At 67.6% G+C, this 14,730-nt stretch carries 14 protein-coding genes; 10 read left to right on the forward strand and 4 right to left on the reverse strand.

The window, feature by feature from the left end; all coding sequences use genetic code 11:
- Window positions 1-307: 307 nt before the first annotated feature.
- Entirely contained in the window at window positions 308-1,375 is a 1,068-nt protein-coding gene (locus tag AQZ49_RS20230; RefSeq protein WP_067620326.1) for a YeiH family protein, read from the forward strand.
- Between the two features lie 41 nt (window positions 1,376-1,416).
- Here the strand turns inward: AQZ49_RS20230 and AQZ49_RS20235 are convergent, their stop codons facing one another.
- Both AQZ49_RS20235 and AQZ49_RS20240 read right to left on the reverse strand, forming a co-directional pair.
- Entirely contained in the window at window positions 1,417-2,379 is a 963-nt protein-coding gene (locus AQZ49_RS20235) for an acyl-CoA dehydrogenase family protein (RefSeq protein ID WP_067620329.1), read from the reverse strand.
- Between the two features lie 5 nt (window positions 2,380-2,384).
- On the reverse strand, window positions 2,385-3,530 hold the full coding sequence (locus tag AQZ49_RS20240; protein ID WP_067620332.1) for an acyl-CoA dehydrogenase family protein: 1,146 nt from the start codon (window positions 3,528-3,530) through the stop codon (window positions 2,385-2,387).
- A 199-nt stretch (window positions 3,531-3,729) separates the two neighbouring features.
- On the opposite strand from AQZ49_RS20240, the gene AQZ49_RS20245 reads away from it, so the two are divergent.
- The 8 genes from AQZ49_RS20245 to virB11 are packed head-to-tail and all read left to right on the forward strand — an operon-like array spanning window position 3,730 to window position 11,365.
- A complete protein-coding gene (locus AQZ49_RS20245) occupies window positions 3,730-4,296 on the forward strand; it encodes a lytic transglycosylase domain-containing protein (protein WP_067620335.1) in 567 nt (188 codons plus the stop codon).
- Between the two features lie 5 nt (window positions 4,297-4,301).
- Window positions 4,302-4,601 (forward strand): TrbC/VirB2 family type IV secretion system protein, encoded by a 300-nt coding sequence (locus AQZ49_RS20250; protein WP_197411150.1) that lies wholly within the window; start codon window positions 4,302-4,304, stop codon window positions 4,599-4,601.
- Between the two features lie 14 nt (window positions 4,602-4,615).
- Window positions 4,616-4,897: a VirB3 family type IV secretion system protein gene (locus AQZ49_RS20255; RefSeq protein ID WP_067620341.1), complete on the forward strand. Its 282-nt coding sequence runs from the start codon at window positions 4,616-4,618 to the stop codon at window positions 4,895-4,897.
- Window positions 4,887-7,283, forward strand: coding sequence for a VirB4 family type IV secretion/conjugal transfer ATPase (locus tag AQZ49_RS20260; RefSeq protein ID WP_067620344.1), 2,397 nt, complete (start codon window positions 4,887-4,889; stop codon window positions 7,281-7,283). The genes AQZ49_RS20255 and AQZ49_RS20260 overlap by 11 nt, the downstream gene beginning before the upstream one ends.
- Window positions 7,280-8,500 (forward strand): TrbL/VirB6 family protein, encoded by a 1,221-nt coding sequence (locus AQZ49_RS20265; RefSeq protein WP_067620347.1) that lies wholly within the window; start codon window positions 7,280-7,282, stop codon window positions 8,498-8,500. Before AQZ49_RS20260 ends, AQZ49_RS20265 begins: the two co-directional genes overlap by 4 nt.
- Window positions 8,497-9,231, forward strand: a complete 735-nt coding sequence (locus tag AQZ49_RS20270) for a TrbG/VirB9 family P-type conjugative transfer protein (RefSeq protein WP_067620349.1) — start codon at window positions 8,497-8,499, stop codon at window positions 9,229-9,231. The genes AQZ49_RS20265 and AQZ49_RS20270 overlap by 4 nt, the downstream gene beginning before the upstream one ends.
- Window positions 9,228-10,331 (forward strand): TrbI/VirB10 family protein, encoded by a 1,104-nt coding sequence (locus tag AQZ49_RS20275; protein ID WP_067620352.1) that lies wholly within the window; start codon window positions 9,228-9,230, stop codon window positions 10,329-10,331. The genes AQZ49_RS20270 and AQZ49_RS20275 overlap by 4 nt, the downstream gene beginning before the upstream one ends.
- Window positions 10,328-11,365, forward strand: coding sequence for a P-type DNA transfer ATPase VirB11 (virB11, locus tag AQZ49_RS20280; RefSeq protein ID WP_067620355.1), 1,038 nt, complete (start codon window positions 10,328-10,330; stop codon window positions 11,363-11,365). Before AQZ49_RS20275 ends, virB11 begins: the two co-directional genes overlap by 4 nt.
- A gap of 1 nt (window position 11,366) precedes the next feature.
- Here virB11 and AQZ49_RS20285 read toward each other — a convergent pair whose 3' ends face one another.
- Window positions 11,367-12,206 carry a PhzF family phenazine biosynthesis protein gene (locus AQZ49_RS20285; RefSeq protein ID WP_067620358.1) on the reverse strand — a complete coding sequence of 280 codons (840 nt, stop codon included), beginning with the start codon at window positions 12,204-12,206 and terminating at the stop codon, window positions 11,367-11,369.
- Between the two features lie 95 nt (window positions 12,207-12,301).
- Between AQZ49_RS20285 and AQZ49_RS20290 the strand changes: the two genes are divergently transcribed.
- Entirely contained in the window at window positions 12,302-13,591 is a 1,290-nt protein-coding gene (locus AQZ49_RS20290; protein WP_369819162.1) for a class I SAM-dependent methyltransferase, read from the forward strand.
- A 512-nt stretch (window positions 13,592-14,103) separates the two neighbouring features.
- Here the strand turns inward: AQZ49_RS20290 and AQZ49_RS20295 are convergent.
- Window positions 14,104-14,688, reverse strand: coding sequence for a hypothetical protein (locus AQZ49_RS20295; RefSeq protein WP_156428417.1), 585 nt, complete (start codon window positions 14,686-14,688; stop codon window positions 14,104-14,106).
- Window positions 14,689-14,730: the final 42 nt, after the last annotated feature.

Below are 14,730 nucleotides of genomic sequence, written 5' to 3' on the forward strand. Positions count from 1 at the left end.
AGTCCATTTTTTGATTTATTAGTACAAATTGATCGATTCATATAATTGTTTGACGTACCACAGGGCATGCGGTTCGGGTGGCAATGAGCACCCCAGAAGCCTCCATACCAGTTCGAAATATTCTCACATTTATATTTATTACAATATCTTACTTTACACCCACACTAGTGCGCCAGGCAAATCCAAGGCCCGACGCCGGGCCACCCCTGTAGCCATTCAATCATTTATAACGATTGAAACAATCGCCCTAATCCGTTGGATCGATCGGACCCGCGCGTTTACGCCTCGCAGACACGAGGACAACGCCATGACATCTTTCGCCGCTCAGCCCCCCGCCGCCGCCATCACCCGGATCATTCCCGGCCTGGCGCTGTGCGTCGCCGTGACTGCCGCCGCCTTTGTGCTGCAACAGGGCGAACAGGCGCTGTTTGGCCGCGCCTGGCTCGAAGCGCTGGTGCTGGCAATCATGATCGGCACAACCGTGCGCACGCTGTGGACACCGTCCGCACGTTGGTTTCCCGGCATCGGCTTCAGCGCCAAGATCCTGCTCGAACTTGCAGTCGTCTTGCTGGGCGCCTCGATCAGCGCGGCCACGATCATGGCGGCGGGCCCGTGGTTGCTGATCGGCATTGCCGCAACCGTTGCGGCGGCGATCATCTGCAGCTTTGCCATCGGCAAGCTGTTGCGGCTGCCCACGCGCATGGCGCTGCTGATCGCCTGCGGCAATTCGATCTGCGGCAATTCGGCGATCGCGGCGGTCGCTCCGGTGATCGGTGCCGATGGCGACGATGTTGCCGCTTCGATCGGGTTTACCGCCGTGCTGGGCGTGGCGGTCGTGCTGGGCCTGCCGGTGCTGGGCGTCGCCCTGCACATGAGCGGCCTGCAATATGGCGCGTTGGCGGGATTGACCGTCTATGCCGTGCCGCAAGTGATCGCCGCCGCCGCCCCGCTTGGCGCGACGGCGGTGCAGATGGGCACGCTGGTCAAGCTGGTGCGCGTGCTGATGCTCGGCCCAGTCTGCGTGATCCTGTCGCTGACCACCGCCGGTCTGCGCGACGAAACTGGCGACACCACGACTGACCAACGCCCGGCGCGTGGCCATCCGCCGCTGCACCACCTGGTGCCGTGGTTCATCCTGGGATTTCTGGCCCTCGTCGCGCTGCGTTCATGCAACCTGATCCCCCATGCCGCGCTGGCGCCGATGGGCACGGCGGCCACGCTGCTGACCGTGGTGTCGATGGCCGCACTGGGGCTGGGTGTCGATGTGCGCACCGTCGCACAGGCCGGTGGCCGGGTAACCACGGCGGTGGTGCTGTCGCTGGCCGTGCTCGGCACGATCAGCCTGACGCTGATCCACATGCTGCACCTGGCCTGACCTCAGAGTCTGACCCGAAACGCGCGTTTCCGGTCAGACACTCAGCCAAACACCGCCTCGCGCACCCAATCGAGCGTCGATACGCCCGAACCCAGCCGCGCGGCGCCCAGCACGCCTGACCAATAGCCTTCGGACCCGTCGGCCAGCCGCCATTCGTGCAGGCGCCGGGTCAGCAATTGCACATCGCCCGCCGCGCTGATCCCGATTGCGCCGTGGACCGCGTGCGCGCTGTTGGCGACTCGCGCGGCGGCGATCGAGGTGGTTATTTTGGCGCTGGCGGCAGGCAACACCGGCACCGGCAATCCGTGTGAGGCGCCCAGCCGCGCCGCGATACGGCAGGCCACCATGTCTTCGGCCATCACCGCCAGCATCTGTTGCAGCGCCTGCTGGCGGCCGATCGGTTTGCCGAACTGGACGCGGGTCTGCGCATAATCCGTGCTGATGTGCGTCAACCGCGCCACCGCACCTGCGATCTGGCACGCGCGCAGCAGGGCCGCCGTGGCGCGCAATCCGCCCGCCGGTCGATCGAGCGCGGGCCCCTGCGCGGTGCCGGTCAGCCGCGCCGCCAGCGATCCATGCACCCCGGTCGGTTCCGCCCCCAGCGCGGCCAGCGGCGACAGCACCAGGTGATCGCCGGTATCGACCAGTGCATGATCGGCCAGCAAGGCGCCCTGTACCGGTTGGGCCAGCGACGATGCCAGCACGATCGGCCCGTCGGGCGGCACGATCCCGGCGCCGGCCAGCAAGGCGCGCGCGACCATCGTATCGGCCACCGGCAGCGGCAGCGCATGCGCGCCCAACGCCTCGATCAACTGCGCGACCTGGCCCAGCGTCAGCCCTGCCCCGCCCGCACTTTCGGCCACCAGCGCATCGAGATAGCCGGTTTCGACCAGGCTTTGCCACAGCGGATGGACCGGCCCACCCGCTTCGAGCGCGCGCACCGCGTCGAACGGCGCCACGGCATCGAGCGCGCGCACGAACGGATCGATCAGATCGCTGTCCATCCCGCTCACCGCAAACCCATCCCGCGTGCGATAATCCCGCGCAGGATCTCGCGCGTCCCGCCACGCAGCGAAAAGCTGGGCGCGACATGGGTGACATAGAGCAAGGTACGATAGAGTTCGGCACCGACCGGTTCATCGGGATGCGCAGCCAGATCATCGCCGATCGCCAGCGGCAGCTCCTGTTCGAACCCGGTGCCGCGGTCCTTGATAATGCTCGCCTCGACCACCGGGCTTTCCCCGACGGCCAGTCGCGCGGTGCAGGCGATCGACATCGCGCGCAAAGTGGCGAGTTCGGCCGTCAGCCGCCCGACCAGTGCGGCGCAATCGGTGCGTCCCGCCGCTTGCAGATGCGCGATCCACGCATCGAGCAGCACCACGCTCGAATAGATGCGTTCGGGCCCCGACCGCTCGAACGCCAGTTCGGCGCCAACTTGTTTCCACCCTTCGCCTTCCGCGCCGATCAGCGCGTCTTCGCCCAGCGCGACATTGTCGAAGAACACTTCGGCAAAATGTGCATCACCGGTCAGATCGACGATCGGGCGGATCGTCACCCCCGGCGCCTTGAGATCGATGATCAGTTGCGACAGCCCGGCCTGGCGATCGGCGGCGGTGCCCGATGTGCGCACCAGCGCGATCATGTAATCCGAATGCATCGCGTTGCTGGTCCACAGCTTCTGCCCGTTGACCAGCCATCCCGTGGCGGTCCGCTCTGCCCGCGTGCGCACGCTGGCCAGGTCCGATCCCGATCCGGGCTCGCTCATGCCGATGCAGAACAGCGATTCGCCCCGGCAGATGCGCGGGACATGCAACTGGCGCTGCGCTTCGGTGCCATAGGCGCAGATCAGCGGCGCCGATTGCCGATCGGCAATCCAGTGCGCCGCAACCGGGGCCCCGGCGGTCAGCAATTCCTCAACCACCACAAAGCGCGCGAACGGGCCGCGATCCTGCCCGCCATAGGCCCTGGGCAGGGTCAACCCGAGCAGCCCCGCCTGGCCCAGCGCGCGGCTGAAGGCGGGATCGAACCCCTGCCAGGACCGCGCGCGCCGGTCGGCCGGAATGCCCGCAACATGGCGCGCCACCAGATCACGCACCGTGGCGCGCAAGGCTTCGTCGGCATCGGGCAATCGTGCCAGCGTCAGTCCATCGAACACGCCCGTTCGCTCCCTCTCGTGCCCCGTTGCGAGCTTCACCTTTAACCGAACACTTAAATGACGCAAGCAGGTCCGATGGGGCAGTCGGCAAACAGGCCGCCATATCGCAGTGCCGCCCGCCCGCGTTGTCCACGCAAAAATCGCGCTGTGCCCAAATTTGCATTGCATCCCTGCGCGGCACCTGTGGCATGCAGACACAATGCGTGCGGCAATCAAAATTCCCGTGGGTGCGCTGATCACCGCCGGTGTGGCCCTGGCGGTGCCTGCGCGCGCAGACGTGATGGTGATCAACGATGGCGATGCGCATTGGGTCACTGGCGGCCCTGCCGCCCCGCGCGCGGTGCATCGCGCCATGCCGCGCCCGGCCACGATGCCGACCGCCTGGCACGATACGATCGCACAATTGGCCGAACGCTATGACTTGTCGCCTGCCGTGATCGAGGCGTTGATCTGGCAGGAAAGCCGCTGGCAGACGGGCGCGGTGTCGCCAAAAGGCGCGCGCGGACTGGCGCAACTGATGCCGCAGACCGCACGCGCGCTGGGCGCCGATGCCGACAACCCGGTGGAAAACGTCGCCGCCGGGGCGCGCTATCTGCACGCGCTGATGATCAGTTTTCACGGCAATCTGGAACAGGCGCTGGCCGCCTATAACGCCGGGCCGGCGCGGGTGGTGCGTGCCGGTGGTGTGCCGCATATCGCCGAAACGCGTGGCTATGTGACGGCGATCATCAACCGGCTGGCCGCGCAAACCCACGACAGGAGATGACCTGCATGCCCCGTATTACCCCCGCCCTGATCGTGGCACTGGCCTTCGCGCCAGGCCATGCGCTGGCGCAGGCCGCCGCCGATCCGCAAGGGTCGGGCCCGATCCTGGCCGCGCTGTTGTGGTTGCAGGGCACTTTGCTGGGCAATGTCGCGACCGCCGTGGCGGTGATGGCGGTGGCGGCCTGCGGGTTGATGATGCTGACCGGGCGGCTGAACTGGCGCATGGGGATCACCGTCATCCTGGGCTGTTTCATCCTGTTCGGCGCGGCGGCGATCGTGTCGGGCATCCGCCAGGCTGCCGGTTGACGCCGCCGGTTGACATGGAACTGGTGCGCCCCCGCCTGTGCAAGCCGCTGACCCGGCCACAGATGTTTGCCGGGGTCACCTACAGTTTCTTCATCATCAACCTGATGATCACCACCGAAGTGTTTCTGATCACGCGCACATTCTGGGCGTTGGGGGTGGCGCTGCTGGTGCATGGCGCGGGCTATCTGGCGTGTTTGCGCGAACCGCGCGTGTTCGATCTGTGGCTGACGAAAGTGCGCCATTGTCCGCGCGTACCCAACTGGCGCCGCTGGGGTTGCAATTCCTATGCCCCGTGAAGATGGCCCCATGGCGCGCTGGCGCAGGCGCGAGGCGCGCGCGGGCGACCGGCTGCCTTATGCCCGGCTGGAGGGCAGCCATGTCCTCGCCTTGCGCGACGGGTCGCTGCTGGTGGCCTTGCACGTGCCCGGCTGGCCCTCGGAAACGGCGCAGGCGAGCGAAATCAACGCCCATGCGGCGCAGCGCGATCTGTGGCTGCGCGCCGGGCTCGATGCGCGGTTCGTGCTGTATCACCATGTCGTGCGGCGACGCGTGGCGGTCGATTTTACCGGCACGTTCGACGATCCGCTGTCGGCGCATATCGACGCGCGCTGGCGCGAACGGCTGGCGGGCGGATCGATCTATGTCAACGACCAGTTCATTACGCTGGTGCGCCGCCCGGCGCGCGGCAAGACCGGCTGGATCGAACATCTGCGCCGTCGCCTGCGCGACCGCGAGGCGGGCATCGATGCGGGCGAGGTGCGCGCGCTGATGGCCGCCGCCGCCGGGCTGGCCACCACGCTGGCCCCGGCGGGCGCGCGCATCCTGGGCGATTACGCGGGCGCGGGCGGCACGTGCAACGAAGTGCTGGAACTGCTGTCGTGCCTCTACAATGGCGAAATGCGCCCCGTGCGGCGCCCCGCCGAAGGCACCGATGTGGGGCACATGCTGGCCTATGTGCGCGCCAGTTTCGGGCTCGATGCGATCGAATTGCGCGGGGCCACGGGCGCGCAGTTTGCCGCACTGGTCAGCCTGAAGGACTATCCCGAGGCGACCGCGCCGGGTCTGCTCGATCCGCTGCTGGCGGTCGATGCCGAAATGGTACTGACCGAAACCTGGGCGCCCGGCGATCGCCAGATCGCGCGCGAACGCATCGATCTGGCGCTGCGCCGGTTACGCGCCGCCGACGAAGACGCGCTGGCCGAACGCGCCGAATTGCACGCCGCACGCGATGCGCTGGGGATGGGCGCGGCGACCTATGGCGATCACCATCTGTCGGTCTTGGTGCGCGGCGCCACATTGCCCGCGCTCGATGCCGGGGTTACCGCTGTGGCGGGCGCGCTGGCCGATGCAGGCGCGATCGCGGTGCGCGAGGATGTCAATCTGGAGCCCGGTTTCTGGGCCCAGTTCCCCGGCAACGAGGATTGCATCGTGCGCCGCGCGCTGATTTCCAGCGCCAACATGGCCTGTTTCGCCGCGTGCCACGGCCCCGCGATGGGACGCGCCACCGGGCACCACTGGGGCGATGCGGTGACCGTGCTGGCAACCACGGCGGCGACGCCGTTTTTCCTCAGCCTGCACCAGGGCGATCTGGGCAATTTCACGCTTATCGGCCCGTCGGGCAGCGGCAAGACCGTGGTGCTGAACTTTCTCGCCGCGCAGGCGCAGCGATTTGCCCCGCGCACCGTGCTGTTCGACAAGGATCGCGGCGCGGAAATGTTCATCCGCGCGATCGGCGGCCGCTATGAACAGATCGTGCCCGGCGCGCCGACCGGGTTCAATCCGCTGGCCCTGCCCGACAGCGCCGACACGCGCGCATTCCTGCGCGACTGGCTGGCAGTGCTGCTCGATGCGCATGGGCCCGATGAAGCAGCGATCATCGCGGGCGCGATCGAGGCCGCCTATGCGCACGATCCCGGCCTGCGGCGGCTGACCCATTTTCGCGAATTGCTGGCGGGCACGCGGCGACCAGTGCCCGGCGATCTGGCCAGTCGGCTCGATCCGTGGATCGTGGGCGGCCCGCATGGCTGGCTGTTCGACAATCCCGCCGACCGGCTGGACCTGTCGCAGCGTGTGCTGGGGTTCGATATGACCGCGTTGCTCGATGCGCCGCGCCTGCGCACGGCGGCGATGATGTATCTGTTCCACCGCATCGAGGAACGGCTCGATGGGGCGCCGACGATGATCCTGATCGACGAGGGATGGAAGGCGCTGGATGATCCGGTGTTTGCCATGCGCATCCGCGACTGGTTGAAAACGCTGCGCAAACGCAATGCGCTGGTCGGTTTTGCCACCCAGTCGGCGCGCGATGCGCTCGACAGTTCGATCGCCGCCGCGCTGGTCGAACAGACCGCCACGATGATCTTTACCCCCAACCCGCGCGCCCGTGCCGAAGACTATTGCGGCGGGTTCGGCCTGTCCGAACACGAACTCGACGTGATCCGCACCCTGCCGCAGGCGGGGCGCTGTTTCCTGCTGCGCCAGGGCGAACAGTCGAGCGTGCTGCGGCTCGATCTGGGCGGGATGGACGATCTGATCACCGTGCTGTCGGGGCGCGAAAGCACGGTGCGGCGGCTCGATGGCCTGCGCGCCGATCTGGGCGACGATCCGGCGGCGTGGTATCCCGCGCTGACCGGCGAACCCTGGCCCGATCAGGCGACCGGCCTGACCGAGGCGGCGGAATGAGCGACTGCGCCGCCACCCTTGCCGAGGCGGGCAACGGGGTTGCAACGACCCTGCGCGCGGTCGATTGCATGACCGCGAGCGCCGGGGCGGGCAGTTTTGCGCATATGTTCGGCCCGCAAGGTGCGTTGGCCCCGGCACTGACCGCGGCGCTGACGATCTATGTCGCGCTCTATGGCCTGGCGCTGATCACCGGGCGCGCGCGGCTGGCGCTGGGCGGGCTGTCGGGGCGCATGCTGGCAGTGGGCGCGGTGCTGGCCTTTGCGACCAGTTGGCTAGTCTATGGCCCATTGGTCTATGGGCTGGCGACGCGTGGCCCCGATGCCGTTGCCGGGGCGATCCTGGGCGGTCAGGGTTCGGCCACCGCCACGTTTGCGCGGCGCATCGACACGGTGTTTTCCGCCGTGGGAGAGGCCACACACCAAGCCGCCGAACAGGATGCCGCGCGCGCCGCGCAGGCCGTTGCGCAACAACCGGGCCCCGGCGCCGCGCCCGCTGCGCAGCCGCATGCCAACACCAGCCAGACCGCGGGGTTTGCCCCCGCCACCGTGGCGCAGGCTGGCGCGATCGTGCTGTTGCTGTCGACCGTCGGCGTGCTGGTCACCGCGCGCATCGTGCTGGCCGCGCTGTTGCTGGTCGGGCCGCTGTTTGTGGTGATGGCGCTGTTCGGCCCGGCGCGTGGGCTGTTCGGCGGCTGGTTGCGCACGGTCGCGCTGGCCGCCTTTGCGCCACTGCTGGTGGTGCTGGGCGGGGCCTTTTCGCTTGAACTGGCCGTGCCCACAGTGGGCCGCCTGCTGGGCCCCGATGGCATCGACGAAAGCGCGGCGACCGGCTTTTTCCTGGTCGCGGTGGTCCATGCCGCGCTGATGACAATGGCCCTGCGCGCCGCATCGAGCATGGTGGCCGGCTGGCAACCCTGGACCCGCGAGCCTTTGCCCACACTTGCACCGGGGCAACGCGCCGATGTGGCCGCGATGGTGATCGCAGCGCCTGCAACCGCACGGCCACGCGCACTGGCGATGCTGACCGGCGAACGGGGCATGGACCGGTCGATCGGCATCGACCGCACCCAGACCAGCGCGACCTTTGCCACACGCGACATGCGCGCCACCGCCACCGGCTTCACCGCCGCCGCCGCCAGTCCCGGCCAGACCCCGCGCCGCGCCGCCGGGATCGGCAGCCGCTTTCGCCCCGCCCAGACCCGACCGGTGATGAAATGACAGTCGCGCTTGCCCTGATGCTGGCCCAGGCCACCCCCGGCGATCCGCGCCTGATCACGCTGCCCTGGCACGACAACGCGGTGGTGCGGCTGAACGGGCGCGCCGGGGTCGAAGCGACGGTGATGCTGGGCAGCGACGAACATATCGAAAATGTCGCGATCGGCGATGCCAATGCCTGGCAGGTCACCCCCAACCGCCGCGCCAACATGCTGTTTCTCAAACCGCTGAGCCCGCGCGCGCGCACCAATCTGACGGTGGTGACCGATCGGCACACCTATTTCTTCGATCTGGTCGCCGCGCCCGGCGCCCAGGCGGTCTATGGCCTGCGTCTGACGTATCCCGACACCCCCAAACCGGCCCCACCACCGCAACTTGCCCCGCCCCCAGCGCTGACCGGCGAAGAGGCTGCGCTGGCGCATGGCGCGGCGGTGGCGCCGGTCGATCCCGCCACGCTCGACACCGCCTTTGCGTTCGGCGGCGCAAAAGACCTGTTGCCCGCCAAAGTGTTTGCCGACGGGCAGGCGACCTATCTGGCCTGGCCCAAGGGCACACCGTTGCCCGCCATTCTGGGCCGCAACGATCGCGGGGTCGAAGGCCCGATCAACTATGCCATGCATGACGACATGATCGTCGTTGATGGGGTGCCCGATACGATCGTGTTGCGCATCGACAAACAGGTCGCCACCATCGAACATCAGCACCACCGCGCCCCGCAGGTCACCACGCCATGAATTCCAGCCCGCTGCGCCCGCCCCCGCGCCCCGATCCGGCCCGTGATGACGATCCGCGCCTGTCCGGCGCCGATCTCGATCTGGCGATGCGCCACGTACTGCCGGTGGTCGGGCGGCAACAGCGCGGGTCCGACACGCTGGCACTGCTGGTCGGCGTGGCGGTGATCGGCGGGCTCGGGCTGGTCACGTTCTGGTCGATGAGCCACACCCGCACCGACCATGTCGCGGCGCCCACCCCCACCCAGGCGCCGCCGCTGCGCCCGGCGCCCGCCGCCATGCCGGTGCTGCCCCCGGCGGCAATCACCCCGATTGGCGCCGGGTCGCCATTGCCCCCGCCCGTACTCGATACCGGACGCGCGACCGGTGGCGCCAATCCGCTGGCAACCCCGGCGCTGGTCTATAACGCCGCGCCGGTGATCGAGCCCGTCGCGCCGCCGGTCGCCGAGGTTCCGGCCGGTGCGAAATCGACCGGCCCGGCGCCTGCCGCCAATGGCGGCGATGATTTCGCATCGCGGCTGGGCGCCACCGGCAGCGGCGGCGCCAGCGCGACGCAGGCGTTGAACCCGCGCACCACCGTGGCCCAGGGCACGCTGATCCCGGCGGTGCTGGAAACCGCCATCGACACCGATGTGCCCGGCTATGCCCGCGCCATCGTCGCGGTCGATGTGCGCTCGTTCGATGGCACCCGCGTGCTCGTGCCGCGCAGTTCGCGGCTGGTGGGTCAGTACAAGAGCGGGCTGCAGGCGGGCCAGCGCCGTGTCTATGTGATCTGGACCCGGCTGATCAGGCCCGATGGCGTGGCGGTGGCGCTGGGATCGCCCGGCACCGACTATGCCGGGGAATCCGGGCTGGGCGGCAAAGTCGATACCCATTTCTTCGAACGCTTCGGTTCGGCCATGCTGTTGACGGTGTTGAGCGGGCTGAGCACGATCGGCAGCGGCACCACCAATGTGGTGATCGCCGGTGGCGGCCAGTCGGCCGCGGCGGCGGCGGTCGGCCAGACCGGGCAGATCGGTCCGACCATCCATGTCCATCCGGGCGAACCGATCCGCGTGTTCACCGCGCGCGATCTCGATTTCGCCAAAGTCGAAAGCCCCTGATCCTGGCCGGTCCCACGCCCTTTCCGGCCCCGGCGACGGCCGCCGGCAGCGTCTATCTCGATGCCTATCTGGCGCCGTTCCGCCCCTGGCTGGCGCGCGACGGGGTGACCGAAGTGCTGGTCAACCGCCCCGGCGAGATCTGGGTGGAAGACGCCGACTGGCCGACCATGCGGCGCTTTGCGGTGCCTGAAGTGACCGATGCGGCGATGGCCCGGCTGGCCGAACAGATCGCGCGGGTCACGCATCAGGCGATCAACCGCGAAAACCCGCTGCTGGCCGCCACGCTGCCCGCCGCGCTGGTGCCCGGCGGCGCGCGCATCCAGGTGTGCGGGCCGCCCGCCACTCGCGCGCACTGGGCCATCGCGATCCGGCGCCAGCGGCTGCTCGATCTGCCGCTCGATGCCTATGACCACGGGCCGCTGGTGCCGGTGCCCGCGCCCGATCTGCCCGATCCCGATGCCCGGCCGATTGCCGCGCTGCGCGCCGCCATCGCCGCGCGGCGCACGATCCTGATTTCAGGAGGCACGTCGACCGGCAAGACCACCTTTCTCAACGCCATGTTGCGCGAAATTCCCGAAACCCAGCGCATCGTGCTGGTCGAGGACACGCCCGAACTGACTTTGCCCGATCAGGCCGGACATCCGGGCAACGGGGTCGGGCTGATCGCGGTCAAAGGCGATCAGGGCGAGGCGCGCGTGACCACCGACGATCTGGTGCAGGCCGCGCTGCGGCTGCGCCCCGATCGCATCGTGGTGGGCGAATTGCGCGGGCGCGAGGCGGTCAGTTTCCTGCGCGCGATCAACACCGGGCATCCTGGTTCGTTTTCCACCGTGCACGCCAATTCGCCGATTGGCGCGCTCGAACAGATCGGCCTGATGGTGATGCAGGCGGGCCTTGGCCTGTCGCGGCGCGAAACGCTGGCCTATGCCGCCAGCGTGATCGATCTGGTGGTGCAATTGGACCGCAACGGTGGCCAGCGGCGGATTTCCGCAATTGCCGATACGCGCACGCTGGTGGCGCAGGCGCTGGCCTGACTCACAAAGTTACCCGCGCCCCTTGCGCCACGATCCGCGTGCGCCCGCCGATCCAGATCGCCTCGGCTTCGATGGTGACCGCAATCCGCCCGTCGGCGCCGATGCACTGGCCCTGCCCGGCGATATAGCCCGGTGCCCCGGCATGGCCCGCCGCCACCAGATATTGCGCGACCGAGGCGTTGAGGCTGCCGGTCACCGGATCTTCGACCAGCCGCCCGCCGGCATTGGTGAAAAAGGCGCGCAGTTCGAACTGGCGGTCGTGGTCGGCGCCCCATGCACCGACCAGCCCGATATCGCTTGGCACCGGCGCACTGGGCACGGGCCGCGCGTCGAGCACGGCCCGCGCACTGTCAAGGTGCAGAAGGCGCCAGCCGGGTCCGTTGTCGGCATGGACGGCGGCGATCACGCGCGCGGGATCGACCCCGGCGATGCGGATCGCCTCGGCCCGGTCGGCGGCATCGAGCGGGCCCGACCGGCGCAGTGACGGCGCGCGGAACGCCAGCACATCGCCATCGATCCGCACTTCGATCAGCCCCGCGCCGCATTGCTGCACCACCACGCCATCGCGTTGCGGCACACCGCCAGCGGCCAGCCAGGCCGCCGCGCTGCCGAGCGTGGGATGACCGGCAAACGGCAGTTCGCCCGCCGGATAAAAGATGCGCACGGCATAATCCGCCCCCGGTTCGTCGGGCGGTAACAAGAAGGTGGTTTCGGAAAAGCCCAGCCAGCGGGTCAGCGCCAGCATCTGCGCCGGATCGAGCGCGGCGCCCCCGCGCACCACCGCCAACGGGTTGCCTGACAGTGCACCAGTGGCAAACACGTCGATCAGATCCAGGTTCATCGCATAGTCATAGCAACGGGTGTCTCATCTTGCAAAGCTTCACCAAGTAACGCAACGTAATCGCTAGGATTCTACCACAAGGACCCGCCACAAAGATGTCGATGTTCCTGCTTGATACCGCGCTCAAACGTCTGATTCACCACGGCACGCTGACCTTGACCGAAGCCGGCGGGCGCCAGCGCATTTATGGCACGCCCACTCCCGGCTGGCCCGATCTGGGACTGGTGCTCCACGACAAGGGTGTGCCGGGCAAGATCGCGCGCAACCCCAGTCTGGGCTTTGCCGAGGCTTATATGGATTGCCGTCTGGATGTGACCGGCGGCGACATCATGGATTTCGTCAGCTTTGTGCGTCGCAACAACCCGTGGGACAGCGGGCGCGACCTCGACAATCCCGGTCTGTTCGGCAAATTGCGGCTGGCGGTGATCGGGCGGCTCAACCGCATCAACGCCCGCGCCGCCTCGTTGCGCAATGTGGCGCACCACTACGATATCGACGACCGGCTGTATGACTTGTTCCTCGATGCCAACCGGCAATATTCCTGCGCCTATTGGGCCGACGGGATCACCTCGCTCGAAGACGCGCAAATCGCCAAGATGAACCATATCGCCGCCAAGCTGGCGCTGCGGCCGGGTCAGAGCGTGCTCGATATCGGCTGCGGCTGGGGCGGCCTGGCGATACACCTGCACAAAGTGTCGGGCGCGCGGGTCCACGGCATTTCGCTCAGCAAGGAACAGATCGGCTATGCCAAAGCCTGGGCCGAACGCGAAGGCGTGGCCGACGCGGTAACCTTCAGCCTGACCGATTTTCGCGATGTTACGGGCAAATATAACCGGATCGTTTCGGTCGGCATGTTCGAACATGTCGGAACCCGCAATTTTCCGGCGTTTTTCCGTCAGGTGCACAACCGGCTCGAACCGCACGGGGTCATGCTGCTGCACACCATCGGTCGCGCTGCGCCGCCATCGGTGACCGACGATTTCACCCGTAAATATATCTTCCCCGGCGGCTATATCCCCTCGTTGTCGGAAACGGTGGCGGCGATCGAGCCGTGCAAGCTGATGCTGGCCGATTGCGAAGTGCTGCGCCGCCACTATGCGCCGACCTTGCGCGCCTGGTTCGATCGCTGCGTGGCCAACCATGAACGCATTGTCGAACTGTTCGACGAAAAGTTCTATCGCATGTGGCTGTTCTATCTGGCGGGCGCGGCAACCGGCTTCGAACATGCCAGCCTGGTCAATTTCCAGTTGCAACTGGTGCGCGATCGCGACGCCGTGCCGATCACCCGCGACTATATCCAGGCGACCGAAACCCGCCTCAACGCCGAACAGTTCAACGGCAATGTCGTGCCCCTGCACCGCGATTCGGCCCCCGGACACAGCTAGTCCCTGTTGCACCGCATCACAATTGCATCCGATTCCGAGGTGCGTTGGATGTAATGCAATAATCCATCGTTTTCAGGCCATTGCGATGTAACTTAGGCATTACACCTAGGCCCAATGTGAAAAGGTCAATCCGATCTCCAGCGTTCTGGAGATGCCCTTAGGCAAAGTCCCTGTTTCACTGTGTCCTGTCACCACGACGGGGCCGCACTTCACCATGGTTCCCGCCGGTGCACAGACAGGAATGCGACAGGCGGATTGGCCATAGCTCCGGAGGGTTGCACAGGGCTCGGGCGGTCCTGGCTTCTGCTATCCGTCGGGATGTACCCCGGTACGGTCCCGACCCGCCGACCCGAACAGGCAATGGCGCCACGCCGCAAGGAAGGTGGTTCCACTGTCGTCGCTGAGATTGCCGGTGCATCCATCGGGGGCGATGGAAGAGGAACGAAGATATCGACGCATACCCTCCCCGGGCCATTCGCGGTGGCCTGGGGAGTGCTACCGGTCCGGCAGAGCTATCTATCGAGCAGGATCGCGTGCAACCGGTCGGCGAGTGCCAGGTAATAGGCGGCGATCACCGCCAGCGTGCCATGGCCCAGCGTGAACGCCGCGCCTTCCGCCTGGTCCGCCGGATCGTGCCCCATTGTCGCCAGCGCCAGATCGGCCATCGGCCGACAGCCCGCCTCGGCAGGCGCATCGCCCAGCGACAACGCCCGGATGCGCCCGATCGCGCGCAGGCGCGGAATGTCGCGCGCAAAGGCATCGTGCAGCGCCCGGTTGCGGCGCAATCGCCCGGCCGCATCGCCCTCGCGCACATAGACCGCACGGCTGCCATGGGGGGCACTGTCTGCGGCGACACAGGCATCGATCATCACGATCAGGAACCGGTCGAGTTCCTTCAGGCAATTGCACGCCTGGCGGATGCCGATCACTGGCGGCGGCACAAAGGCGCGTCGGTCGGCCCCGCGCGCGATCAGAAACCGGCAACCGGCCTGCATCGCCGCACGGGCCTCGTCAAACGCCACCAGATCGGCCGCCGCAAAGGCATGCGCGCGGTCCCGGCGCTCAAGCGCCGCCAGCGCTGCGGCGCGATCAGGCAAGACGACCGTCCGCTGCACCGGGCAAATTCGTGGACTTCATGC

It is taken from the genome of Novosphingobium sp. FSW06-99, assembly GCF_001519065.1.
Taxonomy (GTDB): Bacteria; Pseudomonadota; Alphaproteobacteria; order Sphingomonadales; family Sphingomonadaceae; genus Novosphingobium.